A 15672-nucleotide genomic window follows, 5' to 3' on the forward strand; every position below is an offset into this window, starting at 1 on the left:
CTTTTCATAGTGGTCTACCATAGGCTCTGCCCGAATCGTCTAGCCATAGCGTTCGCCCCGGTCAGCAAGACAATAGAGATGACAGCCTTGAACAACCCTACTGCTGTTGCATACGAGTACCGTGACGATTGAATGCCTACCCGATAGACGTGGGTATCAATGACTTCAGCTACATCCCGGAGGATGGGATTCTTCGCGAGCAGGAGCAGATCCTCGAAGCCTGCATTCAGAATGTTGCCCACCGCCAGGATGAGGAAGATAATGATGACCGGCAGGATGGACGGAATCGTGATGAGGAACATCTGCTTGAAGCGTGTCGCTCCGTCCATTGCAGCAGCCTCATAGAGATGCGGGTCAATACCTGCAATCGCAGCAAGATAGACGATGGAGGCGAAGCCGATCTCCTTCCATAGGTTCGCGCTAATCAAGATTGCCCAGAAGTATTCAGGAACAGACAGCCAGTTAATTGGCTCCTCAATCAGCTTCGTGTTAAGCAGCAGGATGTTCACGCTTCCATTGTCTACCGACAGCATCGAGCCCACGAAGCCTGCAACGATGACCCACGAGAGGAAGTGCGGCAGGTACGAGATCGTCTGAATGATTCGCTTGAAAAACATGTGCCTAACCTCGTTCAGCATAAGAGCGAGCATGATCGGTGCCGGGAAGGTAATGAGCAGCTTCAGCAAGGATATGCAAATGGTATTGCGCATGATGAGCCAGAATTCAGGAGACTGGAAGAACATCTCGAAGTGCATCGTCCCGACCCAGGGGCTGTCCCAGAAGCCCTTGAACAGATTATAGTTCTGGAAGGCCGTCAGGGAACCGTACATCGGGAGGTATGAGAATACGAAGACGAGCACAATGGCTGGCCATATCATCAGTTGTATATCCCATTGCTGCAGCAGTCTCCGAGGTACGGACTGGCGAGGCGCTCCCGCAGCTGGCTTAGCGGATAGCTCGGCGGTTGATGGTCGAGCGGCAGAATTAGTTGCTGGCATGTGGCGTCCTCCCTTGCTTACTGTACTCTTATCTTAGCGTTCAGCAACGGATCTCGGCTACTGGGCTACCCAACGATAGTTGTAACTATTCAACGATTACGAGATATGCGGGTCGTTCACACAGCGGCGGTGCTGTGTACTGGATGCTGGTATGGCTTGAAAGTGGTATGGCATGAGAGATTCATGGAGGATGGTGATCGGCATGAGAGATTCATGCTGGATGCTGGTATGGCATGGGAGATTCATGCTGGATGCTGGTATGGCATGGGAGATTCATGCTTGGCGCTGCATTCGCATAGCTGCTAGAGTATGCTGAGTAACTTAGTAGACTATGTAGGATTCCGATCGGTATGTTCGACCTTTGCAGAACGCGGGTACCGCCCTCGAGAGTGCGAGGGCGGTGCCCGTTTCTTTGTTATGTCTGCACAGCTAAGTCACGGGGATTTGCCGCGTTAACCCGCCGCGAGCAGGTTAGTATGAAGCTCTCCTTAGGAGTTAACGCGGATTTCCCTTGTTAAGTCGGTGTACATTGCTCGTACCAGACGGGTTAACGGGGATTTGCCGCGTTAACCCGCCCCGAGCAGGTTAGTATGAAGCTCTCCTTAGGAGTTAACGCGGATTTTCCTTGTTAAGTCGGTGCACATTGCTGCTAACAGACGGGTTAACGGGGATTTGCCGCGTTAACCCGCCCCGAGCAGGTTAGTATGAAGCTCTCCATAGGAGTTAACGGGGATTCTCCCTGTTAAGTCGGTGCACTTAGCTGCTGCCAGACGGGTTAACGGGGATTTGCCGCGTTAACCCGCGGCGAGCAGGTTAGTATGAAGCTCTCCTTAGGAGTTAACGTGGATTTTCCTTGTTAAGTCTGAGGGGTTCAGCCCCGCGCTATATGTCACGGTTGCACTAAGGACCACGATAATCCGCCCGATGGTTCAGCCGAGTACGAGCAGAGGCAGACATGGAGCTGTAGAGGCACATTATAACTATTCATCATCCTTACATTAGACCAATCCTCACCTTGCTGCAGTGCTGACACCAACACTGCAGCCGCTCAGACCAACTTGGCCCCACCCCTCAGGCAAAATGCCCGCGAGGCTTCTTCCCGCTCCAGCGCTCATCAACTTCCTCGCTCGCCGGCTGGTAGCGCGCGTCTACGCTCAGCCGGTACTGGTTCGTCGTGTTCTCCAGCGAGCAGTGAAGCATGTACATGCCGAAGATCAGCACATCCCCCGCCTCATATGTCGTCGTTGCCCACTGGCCGCCATACCGGCTCGTCACTTCCAACGGATCATTCGTATAGCTTCCAATATGATCGCGGTCGGAGTCCTTGCGGCCATACGACGCCTTCAGCGACTCGAATCGATGCGAGCCCAGACACATAGCGAGCCCGCCCATCTCATAGGAGATGTCCCCAATCGGCGACCACACCGTATAGACATTCTCCGTTCCTCTCCCCATATACACAATGTCATAGTGCGCCCCGGTGTAGTCCCCGCTGCCGACCGCCCTTAGCCACTTGAAGTGATAGGTAAGCGAAGTCTCACTCAGGAACTCATCGAATAATTGCATAATCCGCTCGCCATTCAGCACATTCAACAGATCAGGCAGGTCCTCATTCGTCCCCCCCATGAAGATACTCCTGCTCCCATCGCTCATCACGCCTTCCTCCAGCAAGGTATCCCGCGAGAGCTTCCCCATCCCATCCATCTTCTGGAGAATGGCCGTTCTTGCCTTCAACACTTCAGCCCGATTATGGAATCCGCGAATAAGCAAGTGTCCATCCTCAGCCATCCGCTCTCTTAGCGCCTTATTGTCACCAAGTATATCATTCGAGCTCCGAAGCTCTGTCAGGTGAGGGCCTCCCATCTCCAGCTCTCTGCTGCCTACTTTTACATTCATGCCGCTATCTCTCCTCTGTCATGTGATTAGCTTCATTATACGAACAGAGCCATGCGAACAACATGAAGCCATGTGTGTAAAAGTTAAGGATATGTGTGGTATGCTAATCTCACCAACAACCTGATGAGGTGAATCCCACTGGCCCACACAGAATCCAACTGGAGCCTTCCCCCCGCACCGCTGCAGCTCAACTTCTACGGTCATGAGCGATGCAAGCCCGGCCACTTCGCCGGCCCTGGGGTGCGTGACCATCACCTGTTCGTCTACATTGAGCGAGGAAGAGGACGATTCCGCACAACGAATGGTACCGAATATGCACTGTCTGTCGGAGATAGCTTCTTCATGTTCCCAGGCCATCTTGCCTATTATGAAGCCGATCTAGAGGATCCGTGGGAATACCGATGGATTGGCTGGGGCGGCACACAAGCCGGCGATTATATAGCGAAGGCAGGCTTGTCACCCGAGGCGCCTACCCACCATCATCATAGGAGAGCGGAGCTCATCCAGCTGTTCGACCAGCTGCACCATGTTCAAGGTTCAATGGATGTGAAGGAGCTTACCGTGACCAGCGTGCTGTATCAGATGATGGCGCTGCTCCTGAACGAATCACCAGTATCCCGAACCCGTCAGGCCGGGCAATTCGCAAGCAATCGTCATGTGGATAATGCCATGCAGTTCATGACCCTTAATTATGCCGAGCAGTTGACCGTATCCGTCGTCGCCTCTCATGTGGGACTCGAACGCAGCTATTTTTCCAAAATATTCAAAACCCATACGGGCAAGCCTCCCCACGAGTATCTGTTCGAGGTTCGAATGCGTCAAGCAGCATTGCTGTTGACGACAACGGACTTGACGATTGAGGCGGTCGCTTACTCCACCGGATTTAATCATATCAACCATTTCTCATCGTCGTTCCACCAACACTTTTGTGTCCCTCCATCCAAGTATCGCAAGCTCCATTCGGATGCAAAATAGCCTATTGTATTTCCTCTACAATCGGCATATAATAAAAGCAAGAAGTGGTTGTGAATTATTTCACATATAAGCAAGAGCAGCAAGACGAGATGAGCAGCGCACAGGGTGAGCATGTAACGATGTACAATGCGTGCCGCGTGAACAGCAAAATGTAGCGGTGTTACAATGCCCGCCGGGCAATGCTTATTGCGGAACCTAAGCGTTGCTGAGCAAGGGAGAAGGAGTTGTCGTTTCATGGTGGTCAACAGATGCTTGTGTATCCTGTATCTCTTGGCAGTCGGTTTTTTAACGCTAGGATTGTGAATTTTTTCACAACTAATTGATGTTAGCCTTACTCTAACTCTTACCTTACTCTAACTCTAATGAGCTATTCCAAGGAGGATGAATGTGATGAGAATTGCAGTGATTGGTTGTACACATGCAGGTACGGCGGCGATTATGGGGATGGCTAAGCTATACCCGGAGGCTGAGATTCACGTGTACGAGCGGAATGACAATATCTCGTTCCTGTCGTGCGGAATTGCGCTCCATATTGGCGGTGTCGTGCCCCAGGCGGAAGGACTGTTCTACTCGTCGCCTGATCAGCTGAAGGGGCTTGGCGTCCAGACGTTCATGCGGCATGAGGTGCTCGAGATTAATACGGAGGATAAGCGCCTGCGCGTGCGGAACCTGCTGAACGACGAGACCTTCGAGGACCAATATGACAAGCTCGTCATGACAACCGGGTCGTGGCCGATTATTCCGAAGCTGGAAGGAATGGAACTGGAGAACATCCTGCTATGCAAAAACTACAACCACATGCAGACCATCATCCAGAAGGCGAAGCATGCACAAAAAATAACGGTTATCGGAGCAGGTTATATCGGAATAGAGCTGGTGGAGGCGTTCGAGGAACTTGGCAAGCAGGTTACACTCATCGATAACATGGATCGTGTGCTGTACAAGTATCTGGATCAGGAATTCACGGATGAGACGGAGCGTACACTCCAGGGCGAAGGCATTCAGCTCGCTCTTGACCAGACCGTAACCGGATTCGAAGGCGACGCGAACGGCCAAGTAGCGAGGGTCATTACGACGAAGGGTGCCTACGAGACAGATCTAGTCGTGCTGTGCATCGGCTTCCGTCCCAATACCGATCTGCTTAGAGACAAGGTCGATATGCTGCCGAACGGCGCCATCCTCGTGGATGAATATATGAGAACGAGCATTCCGGACGTGTATGCAGCAGGAGACAGCTGCGCAGTCCTGTACAACCCAACGAAGGCCCACGCGTATATCCCGCTCGCCACGAATGCCGTTCGAATGGGTACGCTGGTTGCTCGCAACCTTATGAAGCCGACCGTGAGATATATGGGAACGCAAGGTACGTCGGGCATTAAGATCTACGATCTGCATATCGCTTCGACCGGCATGACTGAGACCGCTGCTCTCGCTGCGGGCATGATTGTGAAATCCATCACAATCCATGAAAATTACCGGCCTGAATTCATGCCTACCTATGAACAAGTGACGCTCAAGGTCGTGTATGAAGAACAGACCGGCCGCATCATCGGAGCCCAGGTGCTGTCGAGAGCCGACCTCACCCAAGCTATTAATACGCTGTCGGTGTGTATTCAGAATGAGATGACGATGGATGAGCTCAGCTTCGTCGACTTCTTCTTCCAGCCCCACTACAACAAGCCTTGGAACCTGCTGAATCAGGCGGGCCTGCAAGCCATCTGAGTTCACTAACGCTTCATAGTCCGGCTAGTCAACATCCTGCCAATCTGCTTGGGAAGAGCAGGCCCGGCAGGATGTTAGCGTGCCGATATTCTGAGCGATAGATTCACCGATAGATTCGCGATAGATTGGGTATTGACAACTTAACCTCGTTAATTGTATTCTTAGCCTATATTAAAACCAAGTAAGTTGGTTGGTATAATTGTATATAAAGAGGAGAGGTCATTATTATGAAGTTCACACGGACGATTGCTACACTCATTGCTATTCTGCTCGTTACATCTGCTCTTGCTGCTTGCGGCAAGTCAGAAGGGGATGATAAGGCACTTAACCTCGGATTCTTCCCAGGTCCCTATGCTGATCTGTTCAAGCGCGGCGTGCAGCCTATCCTGGAGAAGGAAGGCTACAAGATTACCATTACCGAATTCACGAATGCGCTTCAGCCGAACACTTCCTTGTCTGAAGGCAAGATTGATGCGAATATCTATCAGCACGCTGCTTATCTGGAATCCTACAAGGAGCAGCAGAATGCGAAGGAGCTTAGCGAGCTCATCAAGATCCCATCTGCTCCCGCCGGTATCTACTCCAAGAAGTTCAAGAGCTTGGATGAACTGAAGGATGGAGCCATCGTATCTCTGCCGAATGACCCTTCCAACCTGGCACGCAGCCTCGTGCTGCTGCAGACTGCAGGACTCATTAAGCTTAAGGACGGCTTCACGCCGCTGAAGGCATCAGAGAAGGACATTGTGGAGAACAGTAAGAATCTTACACTCAAGCAGCTGGAAGCACCTGGACTTCCGCGCTCTCTGGACGATGTAGACTTCGCTGTCATTCCGGGCAGCAACGTCATCGCCTCCGGCTTGAAGCTTGCTGAAGCCCTGCTGCTTGAGGATCCTGCCGCTGAGCTGCAGATCATCGTAGCCGTCAATGAGAAGCATAAGGACAGTAAGAAGCTTACAGCGCTTGCCGATGCTTACAAGTCCGATGAGTTCAAGCAATTCATCGCTTCGGATGACAAGGCGAAGGGCTTCTCCACTCCTTCGTACTGGAAGTAACAACCAAGGGCAGTTCGATGGTCAGGATGACCATCGAACTGCCCTTCTTGTTCAAGTATAGGAGGATCTACATCTAGAGGTCGGCAACCAGCCGATGGCACGTGGGCGAAGGTGATTACTTCGTCTTCCTCCACTCGTCGAGCTGTCTCTGCACTTCAGCAACAATCTTGTCGAGACCGGCCTTATCCAGCTTGTCTAGGAATTCGGGCAGCTTGTCGTCTGGATTAATCGTGCCTGTATCAAGCCCTGGCGTGTACTCGTCAATCAGTGAGTTCACGTTCGCTATCTCAGCTGTTACCGCATCCGCCTTGAACTTGAAGCCCATAATCGGAGACGGCTTCGCTGATTCATTCTCCTTCCTCGTCTGCTCCGCTACAGCCGGGTCCTTACCCTCTAGCGTCTTGCCGTTGAACACGCTCCCAAGCGCCCAATCCGCTGCGGCATAGCCACCGTCCTTCACAATAGCAACAGTACCATCTGAATTCACCTTGTGATGCTTGCCTTCCAGTCCATATACGAGTAAGTTGTAGAGTTCCTTATCTGTATTGACCAAGTTGATTAGCATCATAGCTCGCTCTGGATTGTTCGAGTTACGAGAGATCGCATTCATTGTAGTAATAATCGTATTCGTCCCTGCATACACATCCGTCATCTTCGCGTACACCACATCTTGGCCGCCATTCTGAACCTTGCTCTCTGCCTCTCCTCCAGGCTTAAGCACATTATGGAAGCCAATGTAGGCATCACCGCGCTTCTGAATATCTGTAAGCGACTTCAAGGTTGAAGCGTCCTGATTAATATAGCCCTTCTTGTAGAAGCTATGGATAAGTGCCAAGTATTCCTTATATTGCGGAGTACGATAGACCGCTACAGCCTGATTCGGATTGCTAAGGTCGATGGCAACCATATTATTGACGATAGGTTCCAGACCATTCAATCGCTGCATGTTGCCGAAGGCTCCCTTGCGATCCATCGCCCACGGGAAGGACTCAGGTTCATCCATCTTCAACTGAGCAAGGATCGGTTCAATGTCCTTCATCGTTCGCAGCGTACTTAGATCCCACTTGTACTTATCTAGGAACCTCTTCTGAACGATGAAGCCTTCTTGATTCGTGACCGTCTGATAGTTAGGAACAGCGAAGATCTGACCATCAATCTTCGTCGCATTCCATACGAACTCAGGCATAGAACTCGCTAGTGCAGGCGCATACTGATCTAGCAGCTCATCTAGCGGAAGGAAGGCTCCCTTGCTCTGGTTCTGCACATAGTCGAAGTTCCAGTTCGAGGTCCATACAATATCGGCACTCTCGCCGGAAGCTGCGACCGTATTCATCTTCTGCGTGTAATCGCCGAAGATGACAGGCATCAGCTTCACCGTAGCATTAATCTTGGCCTTAATGATCTTGTTCGCAGCAGCCTCCACTTCCTTAAGATCGGCAGGAATAGATGGCTGTGCATAATACCAAGTTAATTGAACCGGCTTCAAGTCTGCACCCGGTGCTTCACCTTCGGTCTGGTCGGGCTGAGGCTGCTGATTCCCGTTCACTCCGCCTGAGTTGCCGTTGTTGTTCCCGCATCCAGCCGCCATCATGATTATGCACAGTAATACTGCAAGCAGCTTCCAACCTGATACCCCTCTGCGCTTCAACACTTCACATGACCTCCCTTATTCCTGATTATTGTTGTCCTTCGTATTCAACTCTTCACAGAGCCAACGGTGAGCCCTGCCACGAAGTAACGCTGGAAGAATGGGAATACCAGCATCATCGGGCCCGCCGCCAGCACAGCCATTGCCATTCGCACTGACAGTGTTGGGAACTCCGACAAGTTAATCCTCACATTAATGAGACTTACGTTATTCGTCAGGAACTCCATCGTATTCATAATCCGGTAGAGCAGCAGCTGCAGCGGCACCAGCGTCTGCACGTCAATGAACAAGAGGCCCAGCCACCAATCATTCCAATAGATGAAGGAGATGAACAGTCCTACAGTGGCTAAGGCCGGCGTTGACAAGGGCAGCACAATCCGGGTGAAAATTCGCATCTCACTCGAACCGTCAATCTTAGCTGATTCGAAAATTTCTGGAGGAAGCTTGTCTAGGAAGCCTTTCATAATGAGCAGGTAGAACGGGTTGACCAGATAGGGAACAATAAGCGCCCAGATGGTATCCTTCAGATGAAGGTACTGGGAGACTAAGATGTAGAACGGGACAAGTCCGCCGCTGAACAGCATCGTGAACACGATATAGAGCGTGGTCACTCTTCGATAACGGTAATCACGTCGAGAGATGGCATAGGCAGCCATAGCCGTCATGAGCAGACCCGCGGCTGTGCCAAGCAGTGTCACAGATACAGTGACGCCGTAAGCACGAACAATCTGCTCCGGGCTCTTCCATACAATCTGATAAGCCAAGAAGTCGACCTTCTGCGGTATAAGTCGATACCCCTCGCTGAGCAAGACCGCTTCATCCGTGATGGAGATGGAGATTACAAGGATGAGCGGGATGAGGATGAGTACAGATAAGACCGTGAAGAACAGGTTGATGATTAGCTTCACACCTCATTCACCTCCTACCACAATGAGTTCTCAGCGTTCATTCGTCTAATAAGCCAGTTCGTCGCCAGGACAAGGAAGAACCCTACAACCGATTGGTATAGGCCTACGGCCGTAGACATACCCAGATCTCCGACAACCCTCAGTGAGCGATACACATAGGTGTCAATGACATCCGTCACCGGATACAGCACACCCATATCATTAGGGATGAAGAAGAACAAGCCGAAGTCTGCACGGAATATACTCCCGATGGCCACGATGAACAGAATAATGATGAGCGGAGTAAGCAGTGGAATGGTGATTCGGGTAACAAGCTGCATCTTCGTCGCTCCGTCGATTCTGGCCGCCTCATAATAGGAAGAGTCAATGCCGAGAATGCCTGCGTAATAGATCAGGGTTGAGAAGCCGACAGCCTTCCAGAGATAGACGAGAATAAGGATGAACGGCCAGTAGACACTCTCTTGGTACCAGGCAACAGGATCTCTCCCAAGACTCACAAGCATCTGATTCAGGAAGCCGTTCTTATGCTCCAGGAAGCCCAGCATCACATAGCTGACGACGACCCAGGAGAGGAAGTATGGGAGGAACAGCACCGTCTGATGAATCTTCAGCCATCGTCGATTAATCTCATTCATCATGATGGCGAAGGAGACGGCAAGCACAGTAACGAGAATAATGAAGGAGATATTATACAGAATGGTATTGCGTGTTATGCGGAAGGCGTTATCTGAGGCGAAGAAGAACTTGAAGTTCGTCCAGCCTACCCATTCGCTCCCCCATATCCCGCCCTCGTAATTGAACTTTTTGAAGGCAAGGATGAGCCCTATTAAGGGAAGATAACTGAAGACTAGCTTGAATAGGACAGCAGGTAAGGACAGGACGAACAGCTCACTGTGCTTGCGGAACAATCTTGACTCACTCTTCAGCCATGACAGCGGTCTCATAATTGGTTACTCACCTCCCTCGCGTTCGGTTAGCTGCTCCTCACATTATGCAGTGAGCAGGAGCAGGCTGCCTACTGTGAATAGTAGCGAAGGGCTGCGGAATGTGGACTGTACATATGAGACTGTATAATGTTGCTATTGCGGTGTACTTAGTATGAAGCCTGGCGCTGACGGAATTCTCCGGGTGTCATGCCTGTTCTTCTCTTGAACAGCTTGAAGAAGTTGCTCTCGTTCGCGTACCCGACCTTCTCCATAATACGGGCAATGCTATCGGACTGATGTTCTAGCAATTGCTGGGCATGGTTAAGTCTTATCTCATTAATATAGTCCGCTACGGACTGTCCTTCCTGCTCGCGATAGTATCTTCCCAAGTAACCCGGAGACAGCTGAAGCGTATCTGCAATGGATTGCAGACTAAGATTAGGGTCAGCATAGTTGAGATCAACAATCTCTCTGACGGCGCCTATTAGGAATTCTGTCTTACGAGGCTTATGGGATGGCTTCGCCTGTTGAAGCACATGCTCCATCAATTCCTTCAGCACCGCATGCACCCCGCCAAGCGTCTCACTCTCCAGCACTCTCCTTGAATAAGACTTGAGATCAACGATAGAGGCAGCGTGCGGGAGATGCTGGCGCATACAATGGATAATCGTTGCTGTGAGATTCAGAATCTCATCATCAAGCTGATCAATGGGTGCAAGGTAGAGCTGCTGAATGACCTCCTCCAGTTGCTGAAGCGCATGCCTAAGTTGTTGATCCTTAATATGGTCAAGCAGCTTCTTGTCCAGATTGTAGGATATATAAGGGGCTTCAACACGAATGGAGTGCTCAATCATTCCCTGGGTAATGATCTGCTGCTGGCCGAGCTTCATACGGTACATGGCATGCTTCTTCGCCTCCTCATATCCAGAGGTGACCTCACGATAGTGACGGACGGTCTTACCTGCTGCAGCGGTAAGTGTCATTCGATAATAGGTCTGGATGACCGTCTGAATCTGTCTAAGCTGCTCCATGATATGAATAGGAATATCCGAATGACGGGCATCCGTCCCCTGAAGCTGAATGAACACGACAATCTCATCATTCTGCCTATCAACAGTCATACACGAACTATAGCGGCCTATAATCTCCTCGGTAATGTTACAGATCGCATAGCGGCACAGCTTCCGCTCAGAATCTGTCCTCTCCGATTGATATACGACATAGTTATCAATCTTCAGCAGCACGACAAGCAGCGCTTCACTCTCTATCCACTTAGCTGCGCCCGCAACCTTCTCTGCTTGTTCACGATTCACAGACGTGCTGTCTTCTACCCACTGCCGGTAGAAATATTGCTCAAGCACATGCTCATTCGCTCGGCTGCTATCTCGGAGCTCCGTCATCCTGCTCTGCATACGAGTATACATACGGCTAAGATAGCTCCATTCATCCTTGTCATTGGACCATTCGAGAGAACCATCTGAGGACGAGCTGCCCGTATCCCTCACTGAGGACAATCGCAGCTGCTGCACGAGACGGCCGATGGGCAGATAGAGCCGGACGGAGAAGATTACAGAAGCAGCGATGGATAGTACAATGAACAGCAGCAGCACGAGAATGGAGAAGGTGCGGATACGATCTGCCCGGCTGTACACCGCGTCATAAGGCTGCACCATAACAATTCGCCAGTCATTCATCGCTGAGGTTCGATAGGTAATGATCTGCTTCTGCTTGCTCTCGCCATCCTTAGACAAGAAGTAACCATACGCAGGTGCATGGTTCATCTTCTCCTGCCATTCGGATACAGAGAGCGGGAAGGACTTCGTCCCTTGCTCATAGACAGCCCCAGCCTCATCGAGCAAGAAGATCTGACCAAGCGTGTTATCTGCTAATCCGTTCACCGTGCGCAAGTTATCGAACAGCCACTCTGGCTTAATGGTAATCATAAGCAGACTAGAAGAGTTCGAAGAGTCCGACTGAGAGTCGTAGACGAAGTAAGACAGATGGAGGTGCTCGATGCCAGCTGAATCTACCGTTAAGAGAGGCAGCAGCCTTAGCTTGGGAATCTCCCCGTAATGTTCTCTGTATTGCCCGAGCAATTCATTGTCTCTACCTAGCGGCTTCCTGCTGCTCCGACATTCCACAGGTTGGGTTGCGGAAGTGGAGTACAAGCAATTATTGTAACGGTTGTATACCGTTATGGATTGGAGGAATGCGTTGGAATTAACCGTCTGGTCCAGCTTACCCAGTTTATTATAGAGTTGGAAGATCTCAATATCTTGATTATTCATGAGAACGGTGAGATCCCGATCATTGAATAAGGAGATCGCTAGATTACGCACAATCGTGCTCAGACTGTCCACATTATAGCTTACTTGACTAAGAATTTTACGGTTCGCATCCAGCTGCAATTCATGGGTCATATTTCTTGAGAACGCATACATGATAACCGACACGATGAAAATAAACAGAATAACAAGCATCATATTGGTCCATAACAGCTGCCTGAAATAACGTTGAGATCTTGCCCGCTCCATCCACGCCAAAAGAAGCCCCCCTTTATGCCATTTAGTATAGCAAAAAGAGGGGCTTTTGTTATGATTTCCTAAGGAAACAGTGAAGGGACGTTGTGGAACAGCTCGTATATACGGGACAGGTCCTCTTCCCTCATTCCTGCACCATCACAGTACGCAGCATTGGTACGAAGGGAGCTCAGCGACGCCGTCCCAGTAAGGCTTACATGGATATCGGGCTGACTAAGGGAGAATCTCATAGCCGGCTCAATTAACCCTCTCGGCTCAGACTGTCGCAGCCAGGACAGCTGCTCCATTCTGCTTGCGGCTTCCTGTATGATGGCTTCGCCCAGGAAGGCTGCCGGTGCGTCAGCTAACAGGCCCATTCCGAGGATACTGCCATTAATGACGCCCAGATTAAGCTCCTTCGCCAGAGGCAGGATCTCACGGCGAGCCGAGAAGTCCAGCAGCATATAACGGGCGTAGAACTGAATGGCGTCGAATACTCCGGTCTCCATGTACATCTTCAGCAAGGGCAGATTACGCGTCGTTACGCCGAGGTACCGAATCTTGCCTTGCTCGCGCAGCTTAAGAAGTGCAGGAATGGTCTCGTTAAGGATGAGCTGCGGCGGCTGACTCTCTACGTCATGCAGCTGGAGCAGATCGATCCAGTCCGTCCGAAGTCTAGTGAGACTATCCTCTACCGACTGCATGGTGCTCTGATAGTCATAGGAGAGATCCGAACGGACTGCCTTCGTTGCTAGAACGACGTCATGACGTCTTGTACCAGCTAGTGCCCTCCCAATTCTCTCCTCTGACTTCCCTCTGCCATACAGTGGTGCAGTGTCTATGAAGTTGATGCCGAGGTCAAGCGCTTCGTGAATGACCCGCTCTATCTCTGACTCGTCAGATCGTCCGAAGTCTCCTCCGATAGGCGCGCCTCCAAGACCTAGCTTGGATACCTTCAATCCGGTTCTGCCGAACGTTGTATGTTCCACTCGTGATATCCTCCTCATCTGGTGCATCCTGTACGTCGATTTTGTTATTTCATGACGGATGAGTTAAGTATATAATGGGCTGTACAAGGATGAATATACAGATGAATTGCTTTAAGTATCATTATTTTGCCATTCTATACACAGAGCGGAAGGAGGCTGGCGGTCTTGTATAGTAGTATGTTCACCGTGCGGCCTGCATTCCATCGCTTCCCCGGCTACCCCATTGCAGTCGGTAAGGTGGCCGGAGAGCCGGAGCATGAAGTTCGCGGGAATCGCTACCCTCCTCATACGTATAACCTGCACTATATCAGGAGCGGCAGCGGCTGGATTAAGACCGAATCGGGAATTGTTCATCTGTCGGAGGGACAAGGGTTCCTCTGCTCCGATCATCACGTGCAGTATTACGGCTCGAATGCAGAGGATCCATGGGAGGTGTGGTGGATCTTCTGCGACGGGGAGGGAATAAGACGGATGCTGGGAGACAAGGCGCTTGGAGATCCTTGGGTGTTCGCTTACCCGGACATTCGGCGGGTCGATGAGTCTGTCCTCGGGATGTGGGAATTAGGTGAAGCCCGCGACGCCTCCCTGGCTCCCAAGCTGGCTGCACAGCTCATTGAGATTCTGCTGGAGCTGCTGCTGCACTCGACGGATCTGCACGCGCCTAGCAGGAGAAGCATAGAGGACCGAATTCGCAGCACAGCGGAGTATATGAAGGGGAACAGCGTGATGAAGCTTACTCTCCAGCAAGCTGCGGATCATGCGGGGGTTAGTATGTACTACTTCAATCGACTATTCAAGAGGTACATGGGCATTACTCCAATGGACTATATGAATGAGCATCGCATCGCCACTGCGAAGCAGATGCTGCTCGCTACGCCCCATTCCATTAAGCGCATCGGGCTGGAGGTCGGCTACTCACGGTCCAGTTACTTCATCGAGCGGTTCCGCCTAGTTGAAGGAGTGACTCCCGCTCAGTACCGGGAGCGGTATTCGGCTGCGGAGGACACGAAGCAGTAACTCTCTGCTTGGCGGCCTGTTGAGGCTGGGGGGCGTATACCGCGTATACCGCCTATACTGCTGCTTCCCTCTTTCGCCCAACCTTGTGCCAACCGCTCACCTGTACTGCTGCATTCCGCTTCGTCCAACCTTGTGCCAACCGCTCACCTGTACTGCTGCATTCCGCTTCGTCAACCTTGTGCCAACCGCTCGCCTCTACTGCTGCTTCCCTCTTTCGCCCAACCTTGTGCCAACCGCTCGCCTGTTCTGCTGCTTCCCTCTTTCGCCCAACCTTGTGCCAACCGCTCACCTGTTCTGCTGCTTCCCTCTTTCGCCCAACCTTGTGCCGACCGCTCACCTGTACTGCTGCTCCCCTCTTTCGCCCAACCCTGTGCCAACCGCTCGCCTGTTCTGCTGCTTCCCTCTTTCGCCCAACCTTGTGCCAAACGCTCACCTATACTGCTGCTCCCCTCTTTCGCCCAACCCTGTGCCAACCGCTCGCCTGTTCTGCTGCTTCCCTCTTTCGCCCAACCCTGTGCCAACCGCTCGCCTGTTCTGCTGCTTCCCTCTTTCGCCTAACCTTGTGACAACCGCTCGCCTCTACTGCTGCATTCCGCTTCACCAACTAACCAATCACTCAGCGCTGCCTCCTACAGGGGCGGGTTAAGGGGCTATCATCGGGAATAGCTGCTATCCCCGTTCGCATGACCTCACCAGCTAGCTTGCATGAGCATGAATAGGGCACATAATGCACCTATTGCCTAGACAGCTAGCTTACGAGAGCGTGAATAGGGCACATAATGCACCTATTGACTAGCTGGCTAGCTTGCGTGAGCGTGAATAGGGCACATAATGCACCTATTGACTAGCTGGCTAGCTTGCGTGAGCGTGAATAGGGCACATAATGCACCTATTGATTAGCTAGCTAGCTTGCGAGAGCGTGAATAGGGCACATTATGCACCTAAATGACACAAGCTCCTAGGCCCCGTAATGGAACTGGAGTCTCTCCTAACAATCTATTATTCTATAGATAAGGGAGAGG

Annotated in this window: 12 protein-coding genes; 4 read left to right on the plus strand and 8 right to left on the minus strand. The window is 51.4% G+C overall.

Features of this window, described 5'->3' with window-relative positions; genetic code table 11:
- Positions 1-14: 14 nt before the first annotated feature.
- Together ACFO9Q_RS09865 and ACFO9Q_RS09870 are read right to left on the minus strand one after the other, a co-directional pair.
- Positions 15-878: an ABC transporter permease gene (locus ACFO9Q_RS09865; RefSeq protein ID WP_379181345.1), complete on the minus strand. Its 864-nt coding sequence runs from the start codon at positions 876-878 to the stop codon at positions 15-17.
- 1191 nt (positions 879-2069) lie between these two features.
- Positions 2070-2894: a phytanoyl-CoA dioxygenase family protein gene (locus ACFO9Q_RS09870; RefSeq protein WP_379181325.1), complete on the minus strand. Its 825-nt coding sequence runs from the start codon at positions 2892-2894 to the stop codon at positions 2070-2072.
- A gap of 180 nt (positions 2895-3074) precedes the next feature.
- Between ACFO9Q_RS09870 and ACFO9Q_RS09875 the strand changes: the two genes are divergently transcribed.
- The 3 genes from ACFO9Q_RS09875 to ACFO9Q_RS09885 all read left to right on the plus strand — a co-directional run bounded on the left by ACFO9Q_RS09875 (position 3075) and on the right by ACFO9Q_RS09885 (position 6643).
- Positions 3075-3869, plus strand: a complete 795-nt coding sequence (locus ACFO9Q_RS09875; RefSeq protein ID WP_379181347.1) for an AraC family transcriptional regulator — start codon at positions 3075-3077, stop codon at positions 3867-3869.
- Between the two features lie 390 nt (positions 3870-4259).
- Positions 4260-5591: an FAD-dependent oxidoreductase gene (locus ACFO9Q_RS09880; protein WP_379181327.1), complete on the plus strand. Its 1332-nt coding sequence runs from the start codon at positions 4260-4262 to the stop codon at positions 5589-5591.
- A 227-nt stretch (positions 5592-5818) separates the two neighbouring features.
- Positions 5819-6643, plus strand: coding sequence for a MetQ/NlpA family ABC transporter substrate-binding protein (locus ACFO9Q_RS09885; RefSeq protein ID WP_379181329.1), 825 nt, complete (start codon positions 5819-5821; stop codon positions 6641-6643).
- Between the two features lie 115 nt (positions 6644-6758).
- On the opposite strand, the gene ACFO9Q_RS09890 is transcribed toward ACFO9Q_RS09885, so the two are convergent.
- From ACFO9Q_RS09890 to ACFO9Q_RS09910, 5 genes are all read right to left on the minus strand, one after another.
- Positions 6759-8294, minus strand: a complete 1536-nt coding sequence (locus ACFO9Q_RS09890) for an ABC transporter substrate-binding protein (RefSeq protein WP_379181331.1) — start codon at positions 8292-8294, stop codon at positions 6759-6761.
- A 44-nt stretch (positions 8295-8338) separates the two neighbouring features.
- Positions 8339-9199 (minus strand): carbohydrate ABC transporter permease, encoded by an 861-nt coding sequence (locus ACFO9Q_RS09895; RefSeq protein ID WP_379181333.1) that lies wholly within the window; start codon positions 9197-9199, stop codon positions 8339-8341.
- Positions 9200-9213: 14 nt separating this feature from the next.
- Positions 9214-10143, minus strand: a complete 930-nt coding sequence (locus ACFO9Q_RS09900) for an ABC transporter permease (protein ID WP_379181335.1) — start codon at positions 10141-10143, stop codon at positions 9214-9216.
- 149 nt (positions 10144-10292) lie between these two features.
- Positions 10293-12659, minus strand: coding sequence for a helix-turn-helix domain-containing protein (locus ACFO9Q_RS09905; RefSeq protein WP_379181349.1), 2367 nt, complete (start codon positions 12657-12659; stop codon positions 10293-10295).
- Between the two features lie 68 nt (positions 12660-12727).
- The gene (locus tag ACFO9Q_RS09910) at positions 12728-13633 is read right to left on the minus strand and encodes an aldo/keto reductase (protein ID WP_379181338.1); all 906 of its coding nucleotides are present in this window, start codon (positions 13631-13633) and stop codon (positions 12728-12730) included.
- A gap of 165 nt (positions 13634-13798) precedes the next feature.
- Between ACFO9Q_RS09910 and ACFO9Q_RS09915 the strand changes: the two genes are divergently transcribed.
- Positions 13799-14650 (plus strand): helix-turn-helix transcriptional regulator, encoded by an 852-nt coding sequence (locus ACFO9Q_RS09915; protein WP_379181341.1) that lies wholly within the window; start codon positions 13799-13801, stop codon positions 14648-14650.
- A gap of 52 nt (positions 14651-14702) precedes the next feature.
- Here ACFO9Q_RS09915 and ACFO9Q_RS09920 read toward each other — a convergent pair whose 3' ends face one another.
- The gene (locus tag ACFO9Q_RS09920; RefSeq protein ID WP_379181343.1) at positions 14703-14987 is read right to left on the minus strand and encodes a hypothetical protein; all 285 of its coding nucleotides are present in this window, start codon (positions 14985-14987) and stop codon (positions 14703-14705) included.
- Between the last annotated feature and the right edge of the window lie 685 nt (positions 14988-15672).

It is taken from the genome of Paenibacillus sp. GCM10023252 (assembly GCF_042653305.1).
Classification (GTDB): domain Bacteria; phylum Bacillota; class Bacilli; order Paenibacillales; family Paenibacillaceae; genus Pristimantibacillus.